At 65.4% G+C, this 17766-nt stretch carries 16 protein-coding genes; 4 read left to right on the forward strand and 12 right to left on the reverse strand.

Annotated elements, in window-relative coordinates; translation table 11 throughout:
* Positions 1 to 93: 93 nt before the first annotated feature.
* From JQ617_RS09180 to thiD, 4 genes are all read right to left on the reverse strand, one after another.
* Positions 94 to 1077, reverse strand: a complete 984-nt coding sequence (locus JQ617_RS09180; protein WP_063687946.1) for a threonine/serine dehydratase family protein — start codon at positions 1075 to 1077, stop codon at positions 94 to 96.
* A 128-nt stretch (positions 1078 to 1205) separates the two neighbouring features.
* The gene (locus tag JQ617_RS09185; protein WP_212026048.1) at positions 1206 to 2264 is read right to left on the reverse strand and encodes a glycosyltransferase family 4 protein; all 1059 of its coding nucleotides are present in this window, start codon (positions 2262 to 2264) and stop codon (positions 1206 to 1208) included.
* Positions 2264 to 3076 carry a UDP-2,3-diacylglucosamine diphosphatase gene (locus JQ617_RS09190; RefSeq protein WP_063687950.1) on the reverse strand — a complete coding sequence of 271 codons (813 nt, stop codon included), beginning with the start codon at positions 3074 to 3076 and terminating at the stop codon, positions 2264 to 2266. Before JQ617_RS09190 ends, JQ617_RS09185 begins: the two co-directional genes overlap by 1 nt.
* 218 nt (positions 3077 to 3294) lie before the next feature.
* Complete coding sequence (gene thiD / locus JQ617_RS09195) at positions 3295 to 4095, reverse strand: bifunctional hydroxymethylpyrimidine kinase/phosphomethylpyrimidine kinase (protein ID WP_212026049.1); 801 nt, start codon at positions 4093 to 4095, stop codon at positions 3295 to 3297.
* Positions 4096 to 4380: 285 nt separating this feature from the next.
* Between thiD and JQ617_RS09200 the strand changes: the two genes are divergently transcribed.
* Together JQ617_RS09200 and JQ617_RS09205 are read left to right on the forward strand one after the other, a co-directional pair.
* Positions 4381 to 6360, forward strand: coding sequence for a hybrid sensor histidine kinase/response regulator (locus JQ617_RS09200; RefSeq protein WP_212026050.1), 1980 nt, complete (start codon positions 4381 to 4383; stop codon positions 6358 to 6360).
* A 91-nt stretch (positions 6361 to 6451) separates the two neighbouring features.
* Positions 6452 to 6697, forward strand: a complete 246-nt coding sequence (locus tag JQ617_RS09205; RefSeq protein WP_018317369.1) for an Lrp/AsnC ligand binding domain-containing protein — start codon at positions 6452 to 6454, stop codon at positions 6695 to 6697.
* 34 nt (positions 6698 to 6731) lie between these two features.
* Here the strand turns inward: JQ617_RS09205 and JQ617_RS09210 are convergent, their stop codons facing one another.
* Complete coding sequence (locus JQ617_RS09210; RefSeq protein WP_212026051.1) at positions 6732 to 7661, reverse strand: c-type cytochrome; 930 nt, start codon at positions 7659 to 7661, stop codon at positions 6732 to 6734.
* A 154-nt stretch (positions 7662 to 7815) separates the two neighbouring features.
* Here JQ617_RS09210 and JQ617_RS09215 point away from each other — a divergent pair, with 154 nt between their 5' ends.
* On the forward strand, positions 7816 to 8232 hold the full coding sequence (locus JQ617_RS09215; protein WP_212026052.1) for a CHRD domain-containing protein: 417 nt from the start codon (positions 7816 to 7818) through the stop codon (positions 8230 to 8232).
* An 83-nt stretch (positions 8233 to 8315) separates the two neighbouring features.
* Positions 8316 to 8762, forward strand: coding sequence for a VF_A0006 family four-cysteine protein (locus JQ617_RS40215; RefSeq protein WP_283842054.1), 447 nt, complete (start codon positions 8316 to 8318; stop codon positions 8760 to 8762).
* A gap of 9 nt (positions 8763 to 8771) precedes the next feature.
* On the opposite strand, the gene JQ617_RS09225 is transcribed toward JQ617_RS40215, so the two are convergent.
* The 7 genes from JQ617_RS09225 to JQ617_RS09255 form a co-directional block, all read right to left on the reverse strand.
* The gene (locus JQ617_RS09225) at positions 8772 to 10055 is read right to left on the reverse strand and encodes a cystathionine gamma-synthase family protein (protein WP_145661345.1); all 1284 of its coding nucleotides are present in this window, start codon (positions 10053 to 10055) and stop codon (positions 8772 to 8774) included.
* Between the two features lie 468 nt (positions 10056 to 10523).
* A complete protein-coding gene (locus tag JQ617_RS09230; RefSeq protein ID WP_212026054.1) occupies positions 10524 to 10970 on the reverse strand; it encodes a c-type cytochrome in 447 nt (148 codons plus the stop codon).
* 182 nt (positions 10971 to 11152) lie between these two features.
* Positions 11153 to 13462: a xanthine dehydrogenase family protein molybdopterin-binding subunit gene (locus tag JQ617_RS09235; protein WP_212026055.1), complete on the reverse strand. Its 2310-nt coding sequence runs from the start codon at positions 13460 to 13462 to the stop codon at positions 11153 to 11155.
* A 145-nt stretch (positions 13463 to 13607) separates the two neighbouring features.
* On the reverse strand, positions 13608 to 13778 hold the full coding sequence (locus JQ617_RS09240; protein WP_212026056.1) for a hypothetical protein: 171 nt from the start codon (positions 13776 to 13778) through the stop codon (positions 13608 to 13610).
* Positions 13779 to 14168 carry a DUF1127 domain-containing protein gene (locus tag JQ617_RS09245; protein ID WP_212026057.1) on the reverse strand — a complete coding sequence of 130 codons (390 nt, stop codon included), beginning with the start codon at positions 14166 to 14168 and terminating at the stop codon, positions 13779 to 13781.
* Positions 14169 to 14829: 661 nt separating this feature from the next.
* The gene (gene murJ / locus JQ617_RS09250; protein ID WP_212026058.1) at positions 14830 to 16356 is read right to left on the reverse strand and encodes a murein biosynthesis integral membrane protein MurJ; all 1527 of its coding nucleotides are present in this window, start codon (positions 16354 to 16356) and stop codon (positions 14830 to 14832) included.
* 226 nt (positions 16357 to 16582) lie between these two features.
* Positions 16583 to 17734, reverse strand: a complete 1152-nt coding sequence (locus tag JQ617_RS09255; RefSeq protein WP_212026059.1) for a DegT/DnrJ/EryC1/StrS family aminotransferase — start codon at positions 17732 to 17734, stop codon at positions 16583 to 16585.
* Between the last annotated feature and the right edge of the window lie 32 nt (positions 17735 to 17766).

Raw genomic sequence — 17766 nt, forward strand, 5'->3', positions numbered from 1 at the left:
TCGTGCTGTGAGAAAAGCCGTGGATGGCCGGGACAGGCCCGGCCATGACGCTGTCGAGACATCGGCGCGCCCAGAGGGGCGTCGAATGGAGGCTCAGGCCACCAGCTCGGCGAACAGGTCGGCATCCACATTGCCGCCCGACAGCACGATGACGACGTTCTTGCCGGCGACATCGAGACGTCCGGCCAGCAATGCGGCAAGGCCCACCGCACCGCCCGGCTCCACCACCAGCTTCAGCTCGCGATAGGCGAACGCCACGGCCGCGCCGACTTCCTTGTCCGAGGCCGTCACGCCGCGCGCGAGCAGCTTGCTGTTGATCGCGAACGTCATCTCGCCGGGCATCAGCGCCATCAGCGCATCGCAGATGGTGCGGCCTGCCGGCGGATGCGGCTCGCGATGGCCTGCGGTCAGCGAGATGCCGTGATCGTCGAACGCCTCGGGCTCGGCCACCACGATCTCGGCTTGCGGATAGCGCGCCTTCACGGCCGTCGCGACGCCCGCGATCAGGCCGCCGCCGGAGGCCGGCGCCACCACGATGTCGGGGGCAAGGCCGAGCGTTGCCATGTCCTCCGCGATCTCGCGGCCGGCGGTGCCCTGCCCCGCGATCACGAAGGGATCGTCATACGGCTTGACCAGTGTCGCGCCGCGCTTCTCGGCGATGCCGCGCGAGATCGCCTCGCGGTCGTCCTTGTCGCGGTCATACAGCACCACCTCGGCGCCGTAGGATTTGGTGCGCTCGCGCTTGGACAGCGGGGCGTCCGCCGGCATCACGATGGTTGCCTGCATGTCGAGGATCTTCGCCGCCGCAGCCACGCCCTGGGCGTGGTTGCCAGAGGAGAACGCGACGACGCCGCCGGCACGCTTGTCCTGCGGGATCGAGAACACCTTGTTGAAGGCGCCGCGGAACTTGAAGGAGCCGGTGCGCTGGAGCATCTCCGGCTTCAAGAACACCTTCGCGCCGACGCGCTCGTTGAGCACGGGAAAGGACAACAGCGGGGTGCGGATCGCGTAGGGCGCGATCACGCGCGCTGCGGCATCGATGTCGGCAGGGCCGACCGGGAGGAGCTGTTCGGTCATGGTCGAATGTTATCGCGGCCGGTGAGGCCCGGGCAAGACACCTCTGTGCGAGGATCCGCAGAGCATTTTCGAGCGAAGCGGATACCGGTTCGCGCCAGGAAAACGCGTCAAAACAAGAATCTACCCCGTCAGGCGACGAAGCGAGGCTGTTCCGCGCCGTTCCGGCCGGGCAGCACGGCCCCCACAGCCTGGATGCTGTCGACAAAAGCCCGCGCCGAGGCTTCCCAGGTGTAATTGGCGGCAAATTCAACGCAGTCCTGCCGGGAAATGTCGAGCGCGGCGAAGCAGGCGTTGCGCAGGTCGTGATCGAGGGCGCCGACCGGGGCATCGCCGATCACGTCGCGGGGGCCCTTGACCGGGAAGGCCGCGACCGGCAGGCCGCTGGCGAGCGCTTCCAGCAGCACCAGGCCGAACGTATCGGTCTTGCTCGGGAAGACGAACACGTCGGCGGCCGCATAGATATCAGCCAGTTCCTCGCCGTGCTTCTCGCCGAGGAAGATCGCATCGGGATAGGCCTCTTCCAGCGCGGCGCGCGCCGGGCCGTCACCGACGATGACCTTGGTGCCGGGCAGGTCGAGGTCGAGGAACGCCTCGAGATTCTTCTCCACCGCAACGCGGCCGACCGACAGGAACACCGGCGACGGCAGGCAGAGGTCGATGGCGCGGGGATGGAACAGGCCGGTGTCCACGCCGCGCGGCCACAGCACGACGTTGTCGAAACCGCGCTCGCCGAGTTCGCGGGCGAGCGCCGGCGTCGCCGCCATCACGGCGCGGCTCGGCGCATGAAAACGGCGCAGCGCTCGCCAGATCAGCGAGCCCGGTACGGGGACGCGGGCGCGGACATATTCGGGGAAGCGGGTGTGGAAGCTGGTCGTGAACGGCAGCTTGCGCTGGCGGCAGTAGCGGCGGACCATCAGGCCGATCGGCCCTTCGGTCGCGATGTGGATGCTGTCGGGCCGCGCCTCCTCGATCAGCTTCGCGATCCGGGCCGGCCGCGGCATGGCCAGACGCACGTCGCGATAGCTCGGCATCGCGAAGGTGCGGAACGATTGCGGCGTCAGGAACGTGAATTCGACGCCAGAACCTTGAACGTTAAGTCCCTTGGCGGCGTCAGCGAGCTTGGTCAGCGTCCGAACCACACCGTTGACTTGCGGGTGCCAGGCGTCGGTCGCGACCAGGATGCGCATCAGGCCGCCCTTGCCGCGACCTGAGGGACCTGCGCGGGCTTCTGCGCCTGGTCCGCCCAGGTGATGATCTCGAAATGGCCGTCGTCGTGCTCGACGAGGGCCGTGCAGCTCTCGACCCAGTCACCGCAATTCATGTAGCGGATGCCGGCCTCGTCGCGGATCACGGCGTAGTGGATGTGGCCACAGATCACGCCGTCTGCGTCGTGACGCCGCGCCTCGGCGGCGAGCGCCTGCTCGAACGCGCCGATATAGTTGACGGCGTTCTTGACCTTCTGCTTGGCCCATTGCGACAGCGACCAATAGGGCACCTTGAACATGCGGCGGAAGAAGTTGACGAAGCGATTCATCTGGATCGCGAAGTCGTAGGCCTTGTCGCCGAGATGGGCGAGCCAGCGCGCGTTCTGCACCACGAGATCGAAGATGTCGCCGTGGATGACGAGATAGCGCTTGCCGTCCACGCCGGTGTGGACGGTGTTCTCGACCACGTCGATGCCGCCGAAATGCGTGCCGTAATAGTTGCGCAGGAACTCGTCGTGATTGCCGGGAATGTAGATGACCTTGGCACCCTTGCGCGCCTTGCGCAAAAGCTTCTGGACGAGGTCGTTATGCGATTGCGGCCAGTGCCAGTTCGACTTCAGCGCCCAGCCGTCGACGATGTCGCCGACGAGATAGATCGTATCGGCGTCATGGTAGCGCAGGAAGTCGAGCAGAAGATCGGCTTGAGAACCGCGGGCTCCGAGATGAACGTCGGAGATGAACAACGTGCGAAAGCGCCGCTCCGGGCTCTCGTCACTCACATCGTAACTTCCCATGCGCCAGCCTGTAACAATGTCCCGTGACAGGGGGATGACCAATTGAACCTGTGAGGCACCTTCAAATACGAATCACGCCTTGCCTCGCCCTCCCCGCGAATATCAGTCGCATGCGACAATCAGGCGACATGGCACAGCAAGCCGCCTCCGCAAAACCACGGACCGGCACGGCCCCATTGGTTAACGGGGGAACGTCGGTGCCGCGCGAGCGCGCACCGTCAGTAGAATGTGTGGAAATGATGGACCGGCCCATGACCATGGCCGACGCTGAAGCGGTCGGCAGACGCGATCGCCGCGCTGATCCAGGCCTTCGCGGTCCGCACGGCAGGCTCGAGATCCATGCCCTTGGCGAGTTCGGCTGCGATCGCGGAGGACAGCGAGCAGCCGGTGCCATGGGTGTTTTTCGTGGCGATACGGGGCGCGGGGAGCGCGAGGCTGTGTGCAGAGGTGACGAGATAATCGGTGCTCTCGGCGCCCTCGCCGTGGCCGCCCTTGATCAGCACCGCACGGCAGCCGAGCGCCAGCAGCCGGCGCCCCTGGGCCTCGATCGCGGCCTCGCTCACAGCGATCGGCTCGCCGAGGAGAGCTGCGGCCTCCGGTAGGTTCGGCGTGATCACCGAGGCCAGCGGCATCAATCTCGTGCGCAAGGCATCGACGGCCTCGGACGCCAGCAGACGGTCGCCTGAGGTCGCCACCATCACGGGATCGAGCACGATGTGCTGCGGCTTCCAGCGCGACAGCGCGGCCGCGATCGCATCGATGCTGGCGGCCTGCGCCACCATGCCGATCTTCACCGCGCCCACATCGAGATCGGAGAACACGGCATCGATCTGCGCGGTGACGAAATCGGCGGGCACCGCATGGATGCCGGTGACGCCGCGCGTGTTCTGCGCCGTCAGCGCCGAGATGGCGGAGGCACCATAGACGCCGAGCGCGGCAAACGTCTTGAGGTCGGCCTGGATGCCGGCGCCGCCGCTGGAATCCGAGCCGGCAATAGTGAGCGCGACCGGGGTCGTCATCGCCGGGGACACGCGTTTGAGGGGGAGGCTGCCATGCCTTGTCCTAGCGCGCCCCGGATGGGCCAGCAAGCCGGGCCGGCGAATCAGCCGGGCGCCAGGGGCATCCCCGTCGTCCCCCCAGCGTGCACATGCCAGGAGATATTCCCTATGTCAGGAGATATTCCCTCGGCATCGCCCGGCCTTGGCAGAGATTCGGTTGAATGAGAGGTTGACGGGTGGATTCGTCCAGCGACTCCATGTTGCGGGCCAGCCTCGGCCCGCAATCCTCTCGGGATACAAGCAATCATGTGGGCCTATTTCGAACGTCTCCTCGATTCCTCGATGTTCTCGCCGCACGGGATCTGCCTGCTGTGGGAACCTGAGCTGATCTGGCTGCACGTCGTCTCGGACGCCTGTATTGCGCTCGCCTATTTCTCGATCCCGTTTGCGCTCGCGATCCTCGTCACCAAGCGCCGCGACCTCAAATTCGGATGGGTGTTCTGGGCCTTCGCCGTCTTCATCATGGCCTGCGGCCTGACCCATGTGCTGTCAATCTACACCCTCTGGGTCCCGATCTACGGCATCGAGGGCATCGTCAAGGCGGCAACCGCCGTGGCATCGATTTTCACCGCCGCTGCGCTCTGGCCGCTGCTGCCCAAGATCCTCGCCATCCCCTCGCCGTTCGAGCTCCGGAAGGTCCAGGCCGCGCTCCAGGAGGAGGAGACCAAGAACCGGGACGCGGCGCAGCTGCTGCAGCAGGTCAACGAAGCCCAGCGCGCGCTGCGCGAGAGCATGACGCGCCTCACCGCGGTGGTCGACACCGCGGTCGACGGCGTCGTCCTGTTCGACGCGCAGGCCCGCATCCTCCTGTTCAATCCCGCCTGCGAGCGGCTGTTCGGCTACCGCGCCGACGAGGTCATGAATCTCGACATCGGCATGCTGATGTCCGACGAGAAGCGGCGCTCATCCACGGCTCATGCAGGGCGTTTCGCAACCGGTGAAGCCGCCGGTCTGCGCAAGGACGGAACGAGCTTCCCGATGAATCTGTCGGTGGGCCAGGCGTGGCAGGACGGCGAGCTGGTCTATGTCGGCATCGTCCACGACCTCACCGCGCGCAAGCTCACCGAGCAGCAGCTGCAGCAGGCTCAGAAGATGGAGACGGTCGGCCAGCTCTCCGGCGGCATCGCCCACGACTTCAACAATCTGCTCACCGTCATCATCGGCAACGCGGAATTCCTCAGCGAGCAGCTCAAGGCCCGTCCGGACCTGCGCCGCTTCGCCGACGACATCTGCCAGTCGGGCGAGCGCGGCGCCGAGCTGACGCAGCGGCTGCTCGCATTCAGCCGGCGCCAATTGCTGCAGCCCCGCGCGATCGAGTGCCGCGAGCTCCTCGCCTCCATGCACAAGCTGCTCAAGCGCACCCTGCGCGAGAACATCGAGATCAAGACCGCGTTCGGATCCGGCTCCATCCTGGCTTTCGCCGACCGCGCCCAGCTCGAATCCGCCGTGCTCAACCTCGCGCTCAACGCGCAGGACGCGATGCCGTCGGGCGGGCATCTCACCCTCAGCACCGAGCTCACCGCGATCGACGAGCATTACCGCATCCAGCATCCGGAGGTCGTGTCCGGCAGCTACGCGATGATCTCGGTCACCGACGACGGCGAGGGCATGACGCCCGAAATCATCGAGCGCGCCTTCGAGCCGTTCTTCACCACCAAGGAGGTCGGCAAGGGCTCGGGCCTCGGGCTCAGCATGGTCTACGGCTTCGCCAAGCAGTCGGGCGGGCATGTCTCGATCTACAGCGAGCCGGGTCTCGGCACGACGGTCCGCATCTATCTGCCGCATGCCGGCGGCGAGCAGTCGCTGGCCGACATTGCGGTGCGCGAAGAGGCTGCCCCCCGCGGCCACGAGACGGTCCTGGTCGCCGAGGACGATCCGTTCGTGCGCTCCTCCGTCACGCTGCGCGTCGAGGCGCTCGGATATCGCGTGATCTCGGCCGTCAACGGCAAGGAAGCCCTGCAGCTGCTCCGCAGCAATCCGGCCATCGACCTGCTGTTCACCGACATCGTGATGCCCGGCGGGATGAGCGGCTGGGAGCTCGCCGACGAGGCCCGGCGCATCCGCCCCGCTTTGCCGGTCGTGTTCTCGTCCGGCTACGCCCTGGAGACCCTGGTCGAGCAGGGCCGCGCGCACGCGCAGTCGATCGTGCTGACCAAGCCCTATCGCAACGCCGAGCTCGCCCGGCGGCTGCGGGAGGCGTTTGCCGCCGCGCCGCTTCCGTCCTAAAAGCGCCTCCGGCCGGGGCCGGCAAGGTCGCTTGCCAAGCCCGGCCGGTTTTGGCCTATTAGCGGCCAGATGCGCTTTCGGAGTGACTGCAATGGTTCCCTTTTTCGTCCAGATCAAATGCAAGCTTGGCCAGTCGTATACGGTCGCCAATGCGCTCGCCGAAGCCGAGATCGCCTCCGAGATCTATTCCACCGCCGGTCAGTACGATCTGCTGGTGAAGTTCTACGTCGACAAGGACACCGACATCGGCCACTTCGTCAACGAGAAGGTGCAGGTGCTGCCGGGCATCCAGGACACGCTCACCATCATCACCTTCAAGGCGTTCGGCGCGAGCTAGCGGGCCGCGATCGGCGCGGCCCGGCCATCGCCGCTCAGGCGCCGCCCTCCTTGCGCTTTGGCCGCGGCGGGCCGTCCACCGGCGGCAGCGACTTGATGTAATCCGCCATCGCGGCAAGATCCGCATCCGGCAAGTGCGAGGTGTTCCTGATCACGCGTGTCATCGCGCCGCCGACGCTGTCGCCGTCGGGCAATTCGCCGGTCTTCAGGAAATAGGCGATATCCTTGACGCTCCACTCACCGAGGCGCTTCTGGGTGATGTTGGGCACCCAGCCCTCGCCTTCGGGATTCGGGCCGCCGGCAAAGCGCTCGCCTGCGATGATGCCGCCGAGCGCATTGCGCGGGCTGTGGCATTCGGCGCAATGGCCGAAGCTGTTGACGAGATAGGCCCCGCGATTCCACTCCGGCGATTTGCTGCCGTCGGCGACGAACGGCCTGCCGTTCATGAACAGGAATTTCCAGATTCCGATGTTGCGGCGGATGTTGAAGGGAAAGCCGACGTCGTGGTCGCGCACTTTTCCGCTAACTGCCGGCAGCGTTTTCAGATAGGCGAAGAGATCGAGCACGTCGTCGCGCCTGGCATGCTGATAGGAGGTGTAGGGAAAGGCCGGGAAATAATGCTGCCCGTCCGGCGAGACCCCGTGCATCACCGCGTTGACGAAGTCCGTGTCGGTCCATTTGCCGATGCCGTAGGTCGGATCGGACGAGATGTTCGGCGCGTAGAACGTTCCGAACGGCGACTTGATCGCGACGCCGCCGCCGAGCTTCAGGCGGTCGGGCTGGTCGGGAACGGCGTGGCAGGACGCGCAGCCGCCGGCATTGAACATTACCTCGCCGTTGGCGAGGTTCGGGACATGGGCCGGCGCGGCGCCGGAAGCGGCCACCACCGGTGCGCTGAGCCACCAATAGACGCCGCCTGCAATGACCGCGGTGAGCAGCGCCGCGAGGATTGTTCGTTGCAACATGCAGATCCATTCATCGGTTGCGGCGAACTTACGGCCGATATCCGCGCGGCTCCAGCCACGAAGAATTTAGCCCGCCCTGGCCGGAAACGGGAATAAACTGAAACGCCAGATGTTGGAAGTTTGGTTGCCCAACGAAGCCACCAGGGAGAATGTCATGAACAAGACCGTCATTGCCATGATCGCGCTCGGCGCCGCTGCTTTTGCCGGCTCCGCCAGCGCCGAGAAGCTGAAAGCAACGCTCGACGGCAAGGCCGAGGTCCCGGCCACCACGAGCAGCGGCACCGGAACGGCCGATCTGAACTATGATGCGGCGAGCAAGAAATTGTCCTGGACCGTCACCTATTCCGGGCTCTCCGGCCCCGCGACCGCCGCCCATTTCCACGGCCCAGCCGAGGCCGGCAAGAACGGCGGCGTCGCGGTTGCGATCCCGAATGCGGCGGCAAGCCCCGTCAAGGGCGAGGCGACGCTCACCGACGCGCAGGCCGCCGATCTGCTTGGCGGCAAATATTACATCAACATCCACACCGCCGCGAACCCCGGCGGTGAGATCCGTGGTCAGGTGACGAAGTAAAGCGAAAACGCGGGCTTCGTCGCGGAAAGGCCGGGCGCAGGAGGGAGCGTCCGGCCTTTTCGATTTGCACGCAGGTACCTGCGATGTGCAGACCCGTACCTTGCCAGCTCCGATCGTTCGGCCGTAAACTTCGGCCTTCACCAGCTCCAGAGTGCACCGTGCGACTTGTTTCCAGCGTTCCCGATCGGCGCAACGGCGCCAGCACGAGAAGGGCGCGCAGGTGCCCGCATGGTCTGGCAGGCCTGCTCGCTGCCGGCGCGCTGCTTTGGTTCTCGGCTCCCGTCGCCGCGCAAAGCGACATGGAAAGGCAGGCTCAATGCGAGCTGTCCGCCATCCGCGACACGCGATCGCCCCTGGCCGTGCAGTACATCCGTTCCGCCTGCAACTGGCTCGTCGTCAACGGCGATTCCCTGCTGAATGCATCCAGCAAGGGCTATTACGTCTGCCTCGTGCGACAGCTCTCGGGTGCGCAGAGCAACGAGGCCGCCGCGGCGATCATGTCGGCGTGCCGCGCGGCCAATCCGCTTTAATCCCACCACTCAAGCCGCGTTCAGCGCCTGCGCGAGATCGGCGATCAGATCCGACGGGTTCTCGATCCCGATCGACAGGCGGATCGTCGAATCCAGCACGCCGATCTTCTGGCGGATGCCGGCGGGAACGCCGGAATGGGTCATCGTCGCCGGCAGGCTCGCGAGCGACTCGGTGCCGCCGAGGCTCACCGCGAGCTTGAGGATTTGCAGCGCATTGAGGAATTTGACCGCGGCCTCCTTGCCGCCGACGATGTCGAACGAGAAGGTCGATCCCGCCCCCAGGCACTGCCGCGCGAACACGCGTCCCGCCGGCGAGGTTTCGGGATGATGACCGAGATAGTGCACTTTCGCGACCTTGGGGTGATCGCGCAAATAGCTCGCGACGAGGCGCGCATTCGCGTCGGCCTTTTCCATGCGCAGGCTCAGCGTCTCCAGCGAGCGGTTGATCATCCAGCACGAATGCGGATCGAGCTGGGTGCCGATCGCGCCGCGCAGCGCCTTGATGCCCTTCATGATCGCCTTCGTGCCGAGCGCGGCGCCCGCGATCAGGTCGGAATGACCGCCGACATATTTGGTCAGCGAGTACAGCGACACGTCCGCGCCGTGCTCGATCGGCCGCTGAAACACCGGCCCGAGCAGCGTATTGTCGCAGGCGATGATCGGCGTGTGTCCCTGCGCCTTGCCGATGGAATCGGCGATGCGGCGGATCAGCGCGATGTCGACGAGGCCGTTGGTCGGATTGGCCGGCGTCTCGATCAGGATCATCGAGACCCGGCCCTTGCCCATCGCCTCGTCCGCGGCCTGCCTGACCGAGGCTTCATCGATGCCGTCGGCGAATCCGACGGCGCCGATCGACAGGCGCGCCAGCGTGTTCGTCAGCAGGGTTTCGGTCCCGCCATAGAGCGGCTGTGAATGCAGGATGACATCGCCCGGGCGGACGAACGCCAGGATGGTGGTCGAGATTGCCGCCATGCCGGACGAGAACAGCGCACAGCTCTCGGTGCGCTCGTACACCGCGAGCCGATCCTCGACGATCTCGCTGTTGGGATGGTTGAAGCGCGAATAGACCAGGCCCGCCCCCATCCCTTCCGGCGGCTCGCGCCGGCCGGCGACGAAGTCGAAGAAGTCCTGGCCGTCCTCGGCGGTCCTGAACACGAAGGTGGAGGTCAGGAACACCGGCGGCTTGATCGCGCCTTCCGACAATTGCGGATCGTAGCCATAGGTCAGCATCAGGGTTTCCGGATGCAGCATATGGTTGCCGATATGGGTCTTCGACGGGAACGGTTTTGCCATGGCCAGTCTCGCTGTTCTGGTGCCCGCCGCGCGTTGGAACTCCCGACGTCAGGCGTCGGGTGAGATGCGTCGACTCGTGTCAGCGCACGGCCGTTGACATCAAGATAGCGGCTCCAGGTGCGATCCGTCAGACCTTGCGAACAGAATTTCCCGTTGGGCCGAGCGCCGACTCATCCGGCGTGATTCCCGTAGCCCGGATGAGCGAAGCGACATCCGGGACAGACCATCGCCGCGGATCGATTCCCGGAAATCGCGGAGCCCGTCATCGGGCGCGCATTCGCGCGACCCGTTGGCTCATCCGGGCTACGAGACCTGATGTTACCCCAACAAAAAAGGCGGCTGCTCTCGCAACCGCCCTTTCCTGATTCTGGTAGCCCGGATGGAGCGAAGCGCAATCCGGGACAGTTCATCAACTCGCGCAGGTTTCCCGGATTTCGCTTCGCTCCATCCGGGCTACAGGTTTCCGCCTCAGCTGTTCTTGACGCGGAACGTCTCGTGGCAGGCGCCGCATTCCTTGCCGACGGCCGGGAAATTCGCCTTGAGCGTATCGAGGTCCTTGATCTTGCCCTTGGCTTCGCCGACGACCTTGGCGAAGCTCGCGATCTTGGCGTCGAAGCCGGCCTTGTCCTCCCAGATCTTCGGCGAGGCCGAGTAGTCGCCCTCGGGCTTCACGCCCTTGGCGCTGGCCGGAAACAGGTTCGGCAGCTTCTTGGCGGTGTCCTCGAACTGCGCCAGCGCTGTATCGACGGTGGCCTGATCGTAGGGCTTCTCGCCCTTGACCATCGCGGCGACCGCACCGGCATTCTTGCCGTTGCCCTTCATGAGGGTCTGGACCTCCTTGACGGAGTCCTGCTGTGCCCAAACGGCGCCCATGCCGAGCAACAGCGCGCCCGCGACAACCAAAACTCGTTTCATTCGCAAAATCCCTTTCCTTGAGACAGGATCGTGCTGACCCCACATTGGGCCAACACCGACAGGCAGACTTCATTCCACCGGGAGAGCGAGGATAAATTGTCGCGCTCCCCGTTGTTCGTCGGGCACGATCGCCCGCGCAAACGCGCTTTTGCGCGTTTGTCGCGAGCTAATCATGCTTCGGCTTACAGGCTATGACGGCGGTGATGCTCGTTGATGGCGATCCACACCCGCTCGGGGGTTGCCGGCATGTCGATGTGGTCGATCTTGTATTCGCGCCAGAGCGCATCGACGATGGCGTTGACGATCGCCGGACAGGAACCGATCGCGCCGGCCTCGCCCGCGCCCTTCACCCCCAGCGGATTGGTCTTGCAGGGGACGTTGGCGGTCTCGAACACGAACGCCGGACCGTCCGCCGCGCGCGGCAGCGCATAGTCCATGAAAGTCGCGGTGATGAGCTGGCCGTCGGTCGGCCCATAGACCACCTGCTCCATCAGTGCCTGGCCGATGCCCTGCATGGCACCGCCATGCACCTGACCTGCCAGCAACAGCGGATTGAGCGTCTTGCCGAAATCGTCGACGATCACGTAGTTGACGATTCTGATGATGCCGGTGGCCGGATCGAGCTCGACTTCCGCCAGATGCGTGCCGTTGGGATAGGTGCCGTCGGCGCTGGCGAAAGTCGCGCTGCCGTTGAGCTTCGACGGATCGGCGCCAGGCCGCTTGGCGAGATCGGCGAACGAGATCGAACGGTCGGTGCCGGAGATGCGAACCACGCCGTCGGTGATCTCGAGGTCGCCGGCGCTCGCTTCCAGCGCTTGCGCCGCAAGCTCCTTCAGCTTCTTGCCGAGATCGCCCGCGGCGCGCTCCACGCAGACGCCGCCGGTGGGAATCGAGGCCGAGCCGCCGGTGCCGAGGCCCGTCGCGATCTCGCCGGTGTCGCCCTGGCGGACATGCACCCGCTCAGGCGGCAGGCCGAACTGCTCGGCGATGATCTGCGCATAGGCGGTCTGATGCCCCTGCCCGCTCGATTGCGTACCGATCAGGACAGTGACATCGCCACTGGGATCGAGGCGAACGTTGGCCGTCTCCTCGCCCATCACGCCGCAAATCTCGACATAGCTGGCAAGCCCGATGCCGCGTACCAGGCCGCCCTTCTTGGCCGTCTTGGCGCGCTTTGCAAACTCCTTCCACTCGCCGATCTCCATCGCGCGCTTCAGATGCGCGGCGAAGTCGCCGGAATCGTAGACCTTGCCCGTCGCGGTCTTGTAGGGCAGCGCCTTCGGCGGAATGAAATTCTTGCGGCGGATGGCATCCGGCGTCATGTCGAGCTTTCGTGCACAGGCATCGACCAGGCGCTCGATCACATAGGCCGCCTCAGGGCGGCCCGCTCCGCGATAGGCATCGACCGGAACGCTGTGGGTGAAGATGGTGCGCACCCGGCAGTGGAAGGCCTGGATGTCGTACAGACCCGGCAGCATGCCGGCGCCGCCATGCGGGATGTAGGGCCCGAAGGTGGAGAGATAGGCGCCCATGTCGCCCATCAGGTCGCAATCCATCGCGAGGAACTTGCCGTCCTCGGCCAGCGCCATCTTCGCGGTGGTGACGTTGTCGCGGCCCTGCGCGTCGCCCATGAAATGCTCGGAGCGGTCGGCGGCCCATTTCACCGCCTTCTTCAGCTTGCGCGCCGCGACTGCCATCAGGGCGTATTCGCGGTACGGAAACAGCTTTGTGCCGAAGCCGCCGCCCACGTCGGGGCAGATCACCCGCATCTTGTCGGTCGGGATATTGAGCACGTTCTGGCACAGGATGTCGCGCAGGCGGTGGCTGCCCTGGCTGCCGACCGTCAGCGTCAGATGGTCGTGCTTGGCATCGTATTCGCAGACCGCCGCGCGCGTCTCCAGGAAGCTTGCGACCACGCGCGGATTGACGATGGAGATCTCGGCCACCGCATGCGCCTTGGCGAAGGCGGCTTCCGTCGCCGCCTTGTCGCCGATCGAGACGTCGAACAGCACGTTGCCGGCCTTGTCCGGCCAGACCTGCGGCGCGCCCTTCTTCACGGCGTTGACGACGCCGGTCACCGCCGGCAGCGGCGACCATTTGACCTCGATCGCCTCGATCGCGTCGCGGGCCTGGTCGATGGTCTCGGCGACGACGAAGGCGATGGAATCGCCGACATGTCGCACCTCGTCCTTGGCGAGGATCGGGTAAGGCGGGCCGGTGAACGGATCGGTCTCGAGATTGAACAGGCAGGGCAGATTGCCGAGATCCGCAACGTCGTCCGCGGTCAGGATCAGCGCGATGCCGGGCAGGCCGCGGGCGCGGCTCGCATCGATGGCGTATTTGGCATGCGCATGCGGCGAGCGCAGCACGAGGCAGCGCAGCGCGGCCTGCGGCGCGTAATCGTCGGTATAGCGGCCCTTGCCGCGGATGAGCGCGTCATCCTCCTTGCGCAGCACGCTTTGGCCAACGCCGAACTTGATGGGAGCCGCCATTTTCTTATCCCGTCCTATGGTTGTTTTGCCGGCATATTGCCGTGGAAAAAGTGGCAAGGCAAATGGGTTCGGGCAGGCTCGGTCCGCGAAAAATTGCCCCGTGCCTCGCCTCAGCGCGAGCTTGGGCGGAAAGACCACAGCACGGTCACTTCCCTAAAAAGATCGTGATTCCAGGGATGTCTTTGGCGGTCGCCGTCCCGGCCAGTTGGCCGACGGCAGAGCTGTTGCCAAATTCGCACCGCAGCGCACGCTCGAGAACAAACGGCCGTAGCGACTGCCGCTTGTTCTCGGAGCGCCGTTTCTTGCAGTTGATCATCTAGGTCCCACCACGGCTCCAGAGGTGCAGCGTGCTGTCTCTCAGCGTATCGATCGCGCGTTGCGGTGTGAGGGAATCGATCTCGCCGCGCGTCAGGCCGATGTCCATCAGCTCCCGGTCGCTCAGGTCCTGCAAGGCAAGCCGCCTGCCCTGGCGCCGCTGCCAGAACGCACTCCAATATTGCTTGAGCTGACCGAGGACACTTCGCGCCGCTGGCGCGGCAGCAACCTTATCCGACGAAGCATTTTCCAGAGCCGCAGCAGACGCCTTGAGGCGTGCTGCGAACGCCTGGTCGACCGCGCTCTTCGCCTGCACGATGGAGAGGTTGAGGCCGCGCCTTGCGGCATCGCCCTCAATTCCGGGTGATATGTCCGTCAGTTGTGGTGGCATCGTATGCTCCTGCTGTTGTGCCGGCAGGGAGCGTGGCCAAACAAAAGGCCCCGTCCGATGCCGGCGGGGCCTGGTGGAAAAGATGTCGTCGACGAAATCCTAGCGCGCGACTCCTCCCACGGCCCAGCCGAAGCGGGTCATGTGGTTGAAGTTGACTTTGCGCGAGCATTTAATCATGGGGCGCTGATAGCACGGCAATTGCGCAAAATCAAGAGATGTGCGGAGGTCGGATGCAGCCTGGGGGCGAGCAACTACTCCGGCGCCTTCATTCACCGAGGCTTTGGAGCACTCTTGGCTGGGTACAGCTCTGCGCGATCGCCGCGTTCAGTGCGCTACCTTGCAAACGGCCAGTGCCCGTTGAATTCTTGGATTGATAACCAAGCTTTGAGTTCTTCTTCGACTATATCGTGCGCTCGCTCGGCATCCTCTGGTTTCACCACACCTCTGACAAGCAGGGTGCCGACGATGAACTCAGACGCGTCTCGGGTCTCACACTTTTCGGCCATTGCTACCTCTCGGAGCCGCCTCAACTGACGACCACTTCATATCAGACCCAAGGAGCAATGTCGTTTTCCGCCGCAGCAACCTCGGGGCGCGATCGCATTGGCGTGTCTGCAAGTGACCCGCGGCCGAACTGCATTCTCGTTCGCCGCAAGTCCGCCTAGCCGCGCACCAGCGAGACCAGCCAGCGGCGACCGAACAGGATGAGGACCGCGAGCGCGTAAACGATCGTGCCGCCGACGGCCAGCAGGGCCAGCGTCAACTCATCGTGGAAGCGCATTGCACCCAGCGCGGGACCGCCAAAGCGCGCGATCAGCCAGAACACCGCGGCGAGGATCAGTCCGGTCAGCAAAAATTTCCCGAGCGACATCAGCCAGGCGCGATCGAGCACGAGAAAGCCGCGCCGCACGGCGAAGAACAGCACCAGCAAGAGATTGGTCCAGACGCCGATGGCGGTGGCGAGCGCGAGGCCGATCTGGGCCAGCGATCCCATCAGGACGACCTTCAGGGCGACGTTGACAGCGATGCCGGTCAGCGAGGCCCGCACCGGCGTTGCCGTGTCCTTGCGCGCATAGAAGGTCGCGACCGCGCTGCGGATCAGGACGAAAGGGATCAGGCCGATGGCATAGGCCGCGAGCGTACCGCCGGCGGCTGCCGCATCGGCCTTGGAGAACGCGCCGCGGGCGAACAGCGCGCGCATGATCTCGTCGGGCACGGTGAGAAAGGCCGCGACGAACGGCACCGAGAACAGCAGCGTGAAGTCGAAGGCGCGGCGCTGCGCCCTCATCGCGCCGTCATGGTCGTTGGCGGTGATCCGTCGCGACATCTCGGGCAGCAGCACCGTGCCGATGGCGATGCCGATGACGCCGATCGGAAGCTGGTTGAGCCGGTCGGCGTAATAGAGCGCCGACAGCGCACCGGCCGGCAGGAAGGTCGCGATGATGGTGTCGGCGAACAGCGCGACCTGCGTGCCCATCGAGCCCAGCGTCGCCGGTCCCAGCGCCCTGAAGAAACTGCGGACGTCCTCGTCGAGCTTTAGGGGCGCAAAGCGCGGCAGGCCGCCATGGCGTGCGAGATCGCCGGCGAGCAGGAAATATTGCAGGAAGCCGGAGATCAAGACCCCCCAGGCGGCGGCATGGCCTGCGGTCGGAAACCAGACCGCGACCGCCAGCGTCATCATCATCGCGACGTTGAGGAAGATCGAGGCGGCGGCGGCGCTGGCAAAGCGCTGCATCACGTTGAGCATGCCGCCATAGAGCGTCACCAGCGTGATCAGCAGCAGATAGGGAAAGGTGATCCGGGTCAGCTCGATCGCGAGCTTGCGCTGTTCGGCATCCTCGGAAAAGCCCGGAGCCAGAATGCTCATGGCCTGCGGCATGAACAGCCAGGCGACGACCAGCAGCACCACTTGTGAAGCCAGCAGCAGCGTGAAGATGCGGTCGGCGAACAGCTTTGCCGCCGCCTCCCCCTTCTCGCCATGGACATGCGCATAGGCCGGCACCCAGGCGGCGTTGAAGGCGCCTTCGGCAAAGATCGCGCGGAAATGATTGGGCAGCCGCAGCGCGACGAAAAAGGCGTCGGCCACCGGGCCGGCGCCGAGGATCGCCGCGAGCATGATGTCGCGGGCAAACCCCGTCAGCCGCGAGAGCAGCGTATAACCACCGACCGTGAAGATGCGTCCGAGCATGCGGACTCTTCTAGAGACTTATCGAGTGGAGGTCGATTGCATCTTGCGATGCGCATGGATGCGCCCTCTCCCCTTGCGGGAGAGGGCAGCACCGAAGGTCAACACAGGCTCAATCGGGTGAGGGGTATCTCTCGGCACTCTCCGCGCGGAGAGAGACCCCTCACCCGCCTCGCCGCTTTGCGGCGAGCCACCCTCTCCCGCAAGGGGAGAGGGGAAGGAAAGGAGATCAGCCCGCGAGCGCGCCTTGCACGGCGGCGATGATTCGCTCCTGATCGGCTTCGGTCAGGTACGCATGCATCGGCAGGCTGATGACGTCCTGCGACAGGCTCTCGCAGCCCGGCAGGCCGCCCTCGGCGACCGGATACTGCTTGTAGGCGCTCTGCTGGTGCATCGACTTGCCGTAATAGATCGCGGTCGGCACGCCCTGGGCCTTCAGCGCGGCGGCGAAGCCGTCACGGTCGGTGCCCTTGGGCAGGCGGATCGTGTACTGCGCCCAGACCGAGGTGTTGCCCGGCGCCAGACGCGGCACGGTGACGACGTTGCTGAGGCCGCGCGCATAGCGCTCGGCGACCCGGTTGCGGGCGGCGATCTCGTCGTCAAATATCTTGAGCTTCTCGATCAGCACCGCGGCCTGCATGGTGTCGAGCCGGCCGGTGAGGCCGAGACGGACGTTGTCGTATTTGTCGGTGCCCTGCCCGTGCACGCGGATGCTGCGCAGCGTCGCCGCGAGCTCGTCGTCATCGGTGAAGATCGCGCCGCCGTCGCCGAAGCAGCCGAGCGGTTTTGCGGGGAAGAAGCTGGTCGCGGTGGCGAGCCCGAATGTGCCGAGCTTGCGGCCCTTGTAGCTCGCGCCGAAGCCTTGCGCGGCGTCGTCGAGCACGAACAGGCCTTCGGCCTTCGCGATCTCGGCGATCGCATCGTGGTCGGCGGGCTGGCCGAACAGATCGACCGGAATCACGGCGACCGGCTTGAGCCCGGCCTTTTTGGCGGTCGCGATGCCGCGCTTGAGCGATTCCGGGCTCATGTTGAAGGTGGTCTCGTCGACGTCGACATAGACGGGCGTCGCACCGGTCCGCGCCACCGGCGAAGCCGTCGCGATGAAGGTGAAGGACGGACAGAACACGGCATCGCCGGGCCCGACATTCTTCGCCATCATCAACATCAGGATCGCATCGGTGCCGCTAGCGCAGCCGATCACGTGCTTGGCGCCGGCGTAGGCCGCAAGCTGCTTTTCGAGCTCGGCGACTTCGGGCCCGTTGACGAACTGGCAATGGTCCATCACGCGCTTCACCGCGGCATCGAGCGAGGCGCCGAGCCGGCGGCGCTGCGAGGCGACGTCGATGAAGGGAATGGGTTCGGAACGCAGATGCTGGTTCATGACGCCTTCTTGTGGTGTCGACATGGAAAGGG

Source organism: Bradyrhizobium sp. KB893862 SZCCT0404 (genome assembly GCF_018130885.1).
Lineage (GTDB): Bacteria > Pseudomonadota > Alphaproteobacteria > Rhizobiales > Xanthobacteraceae > Bradyrhizobium > Bradyrhizobium stylosanthis.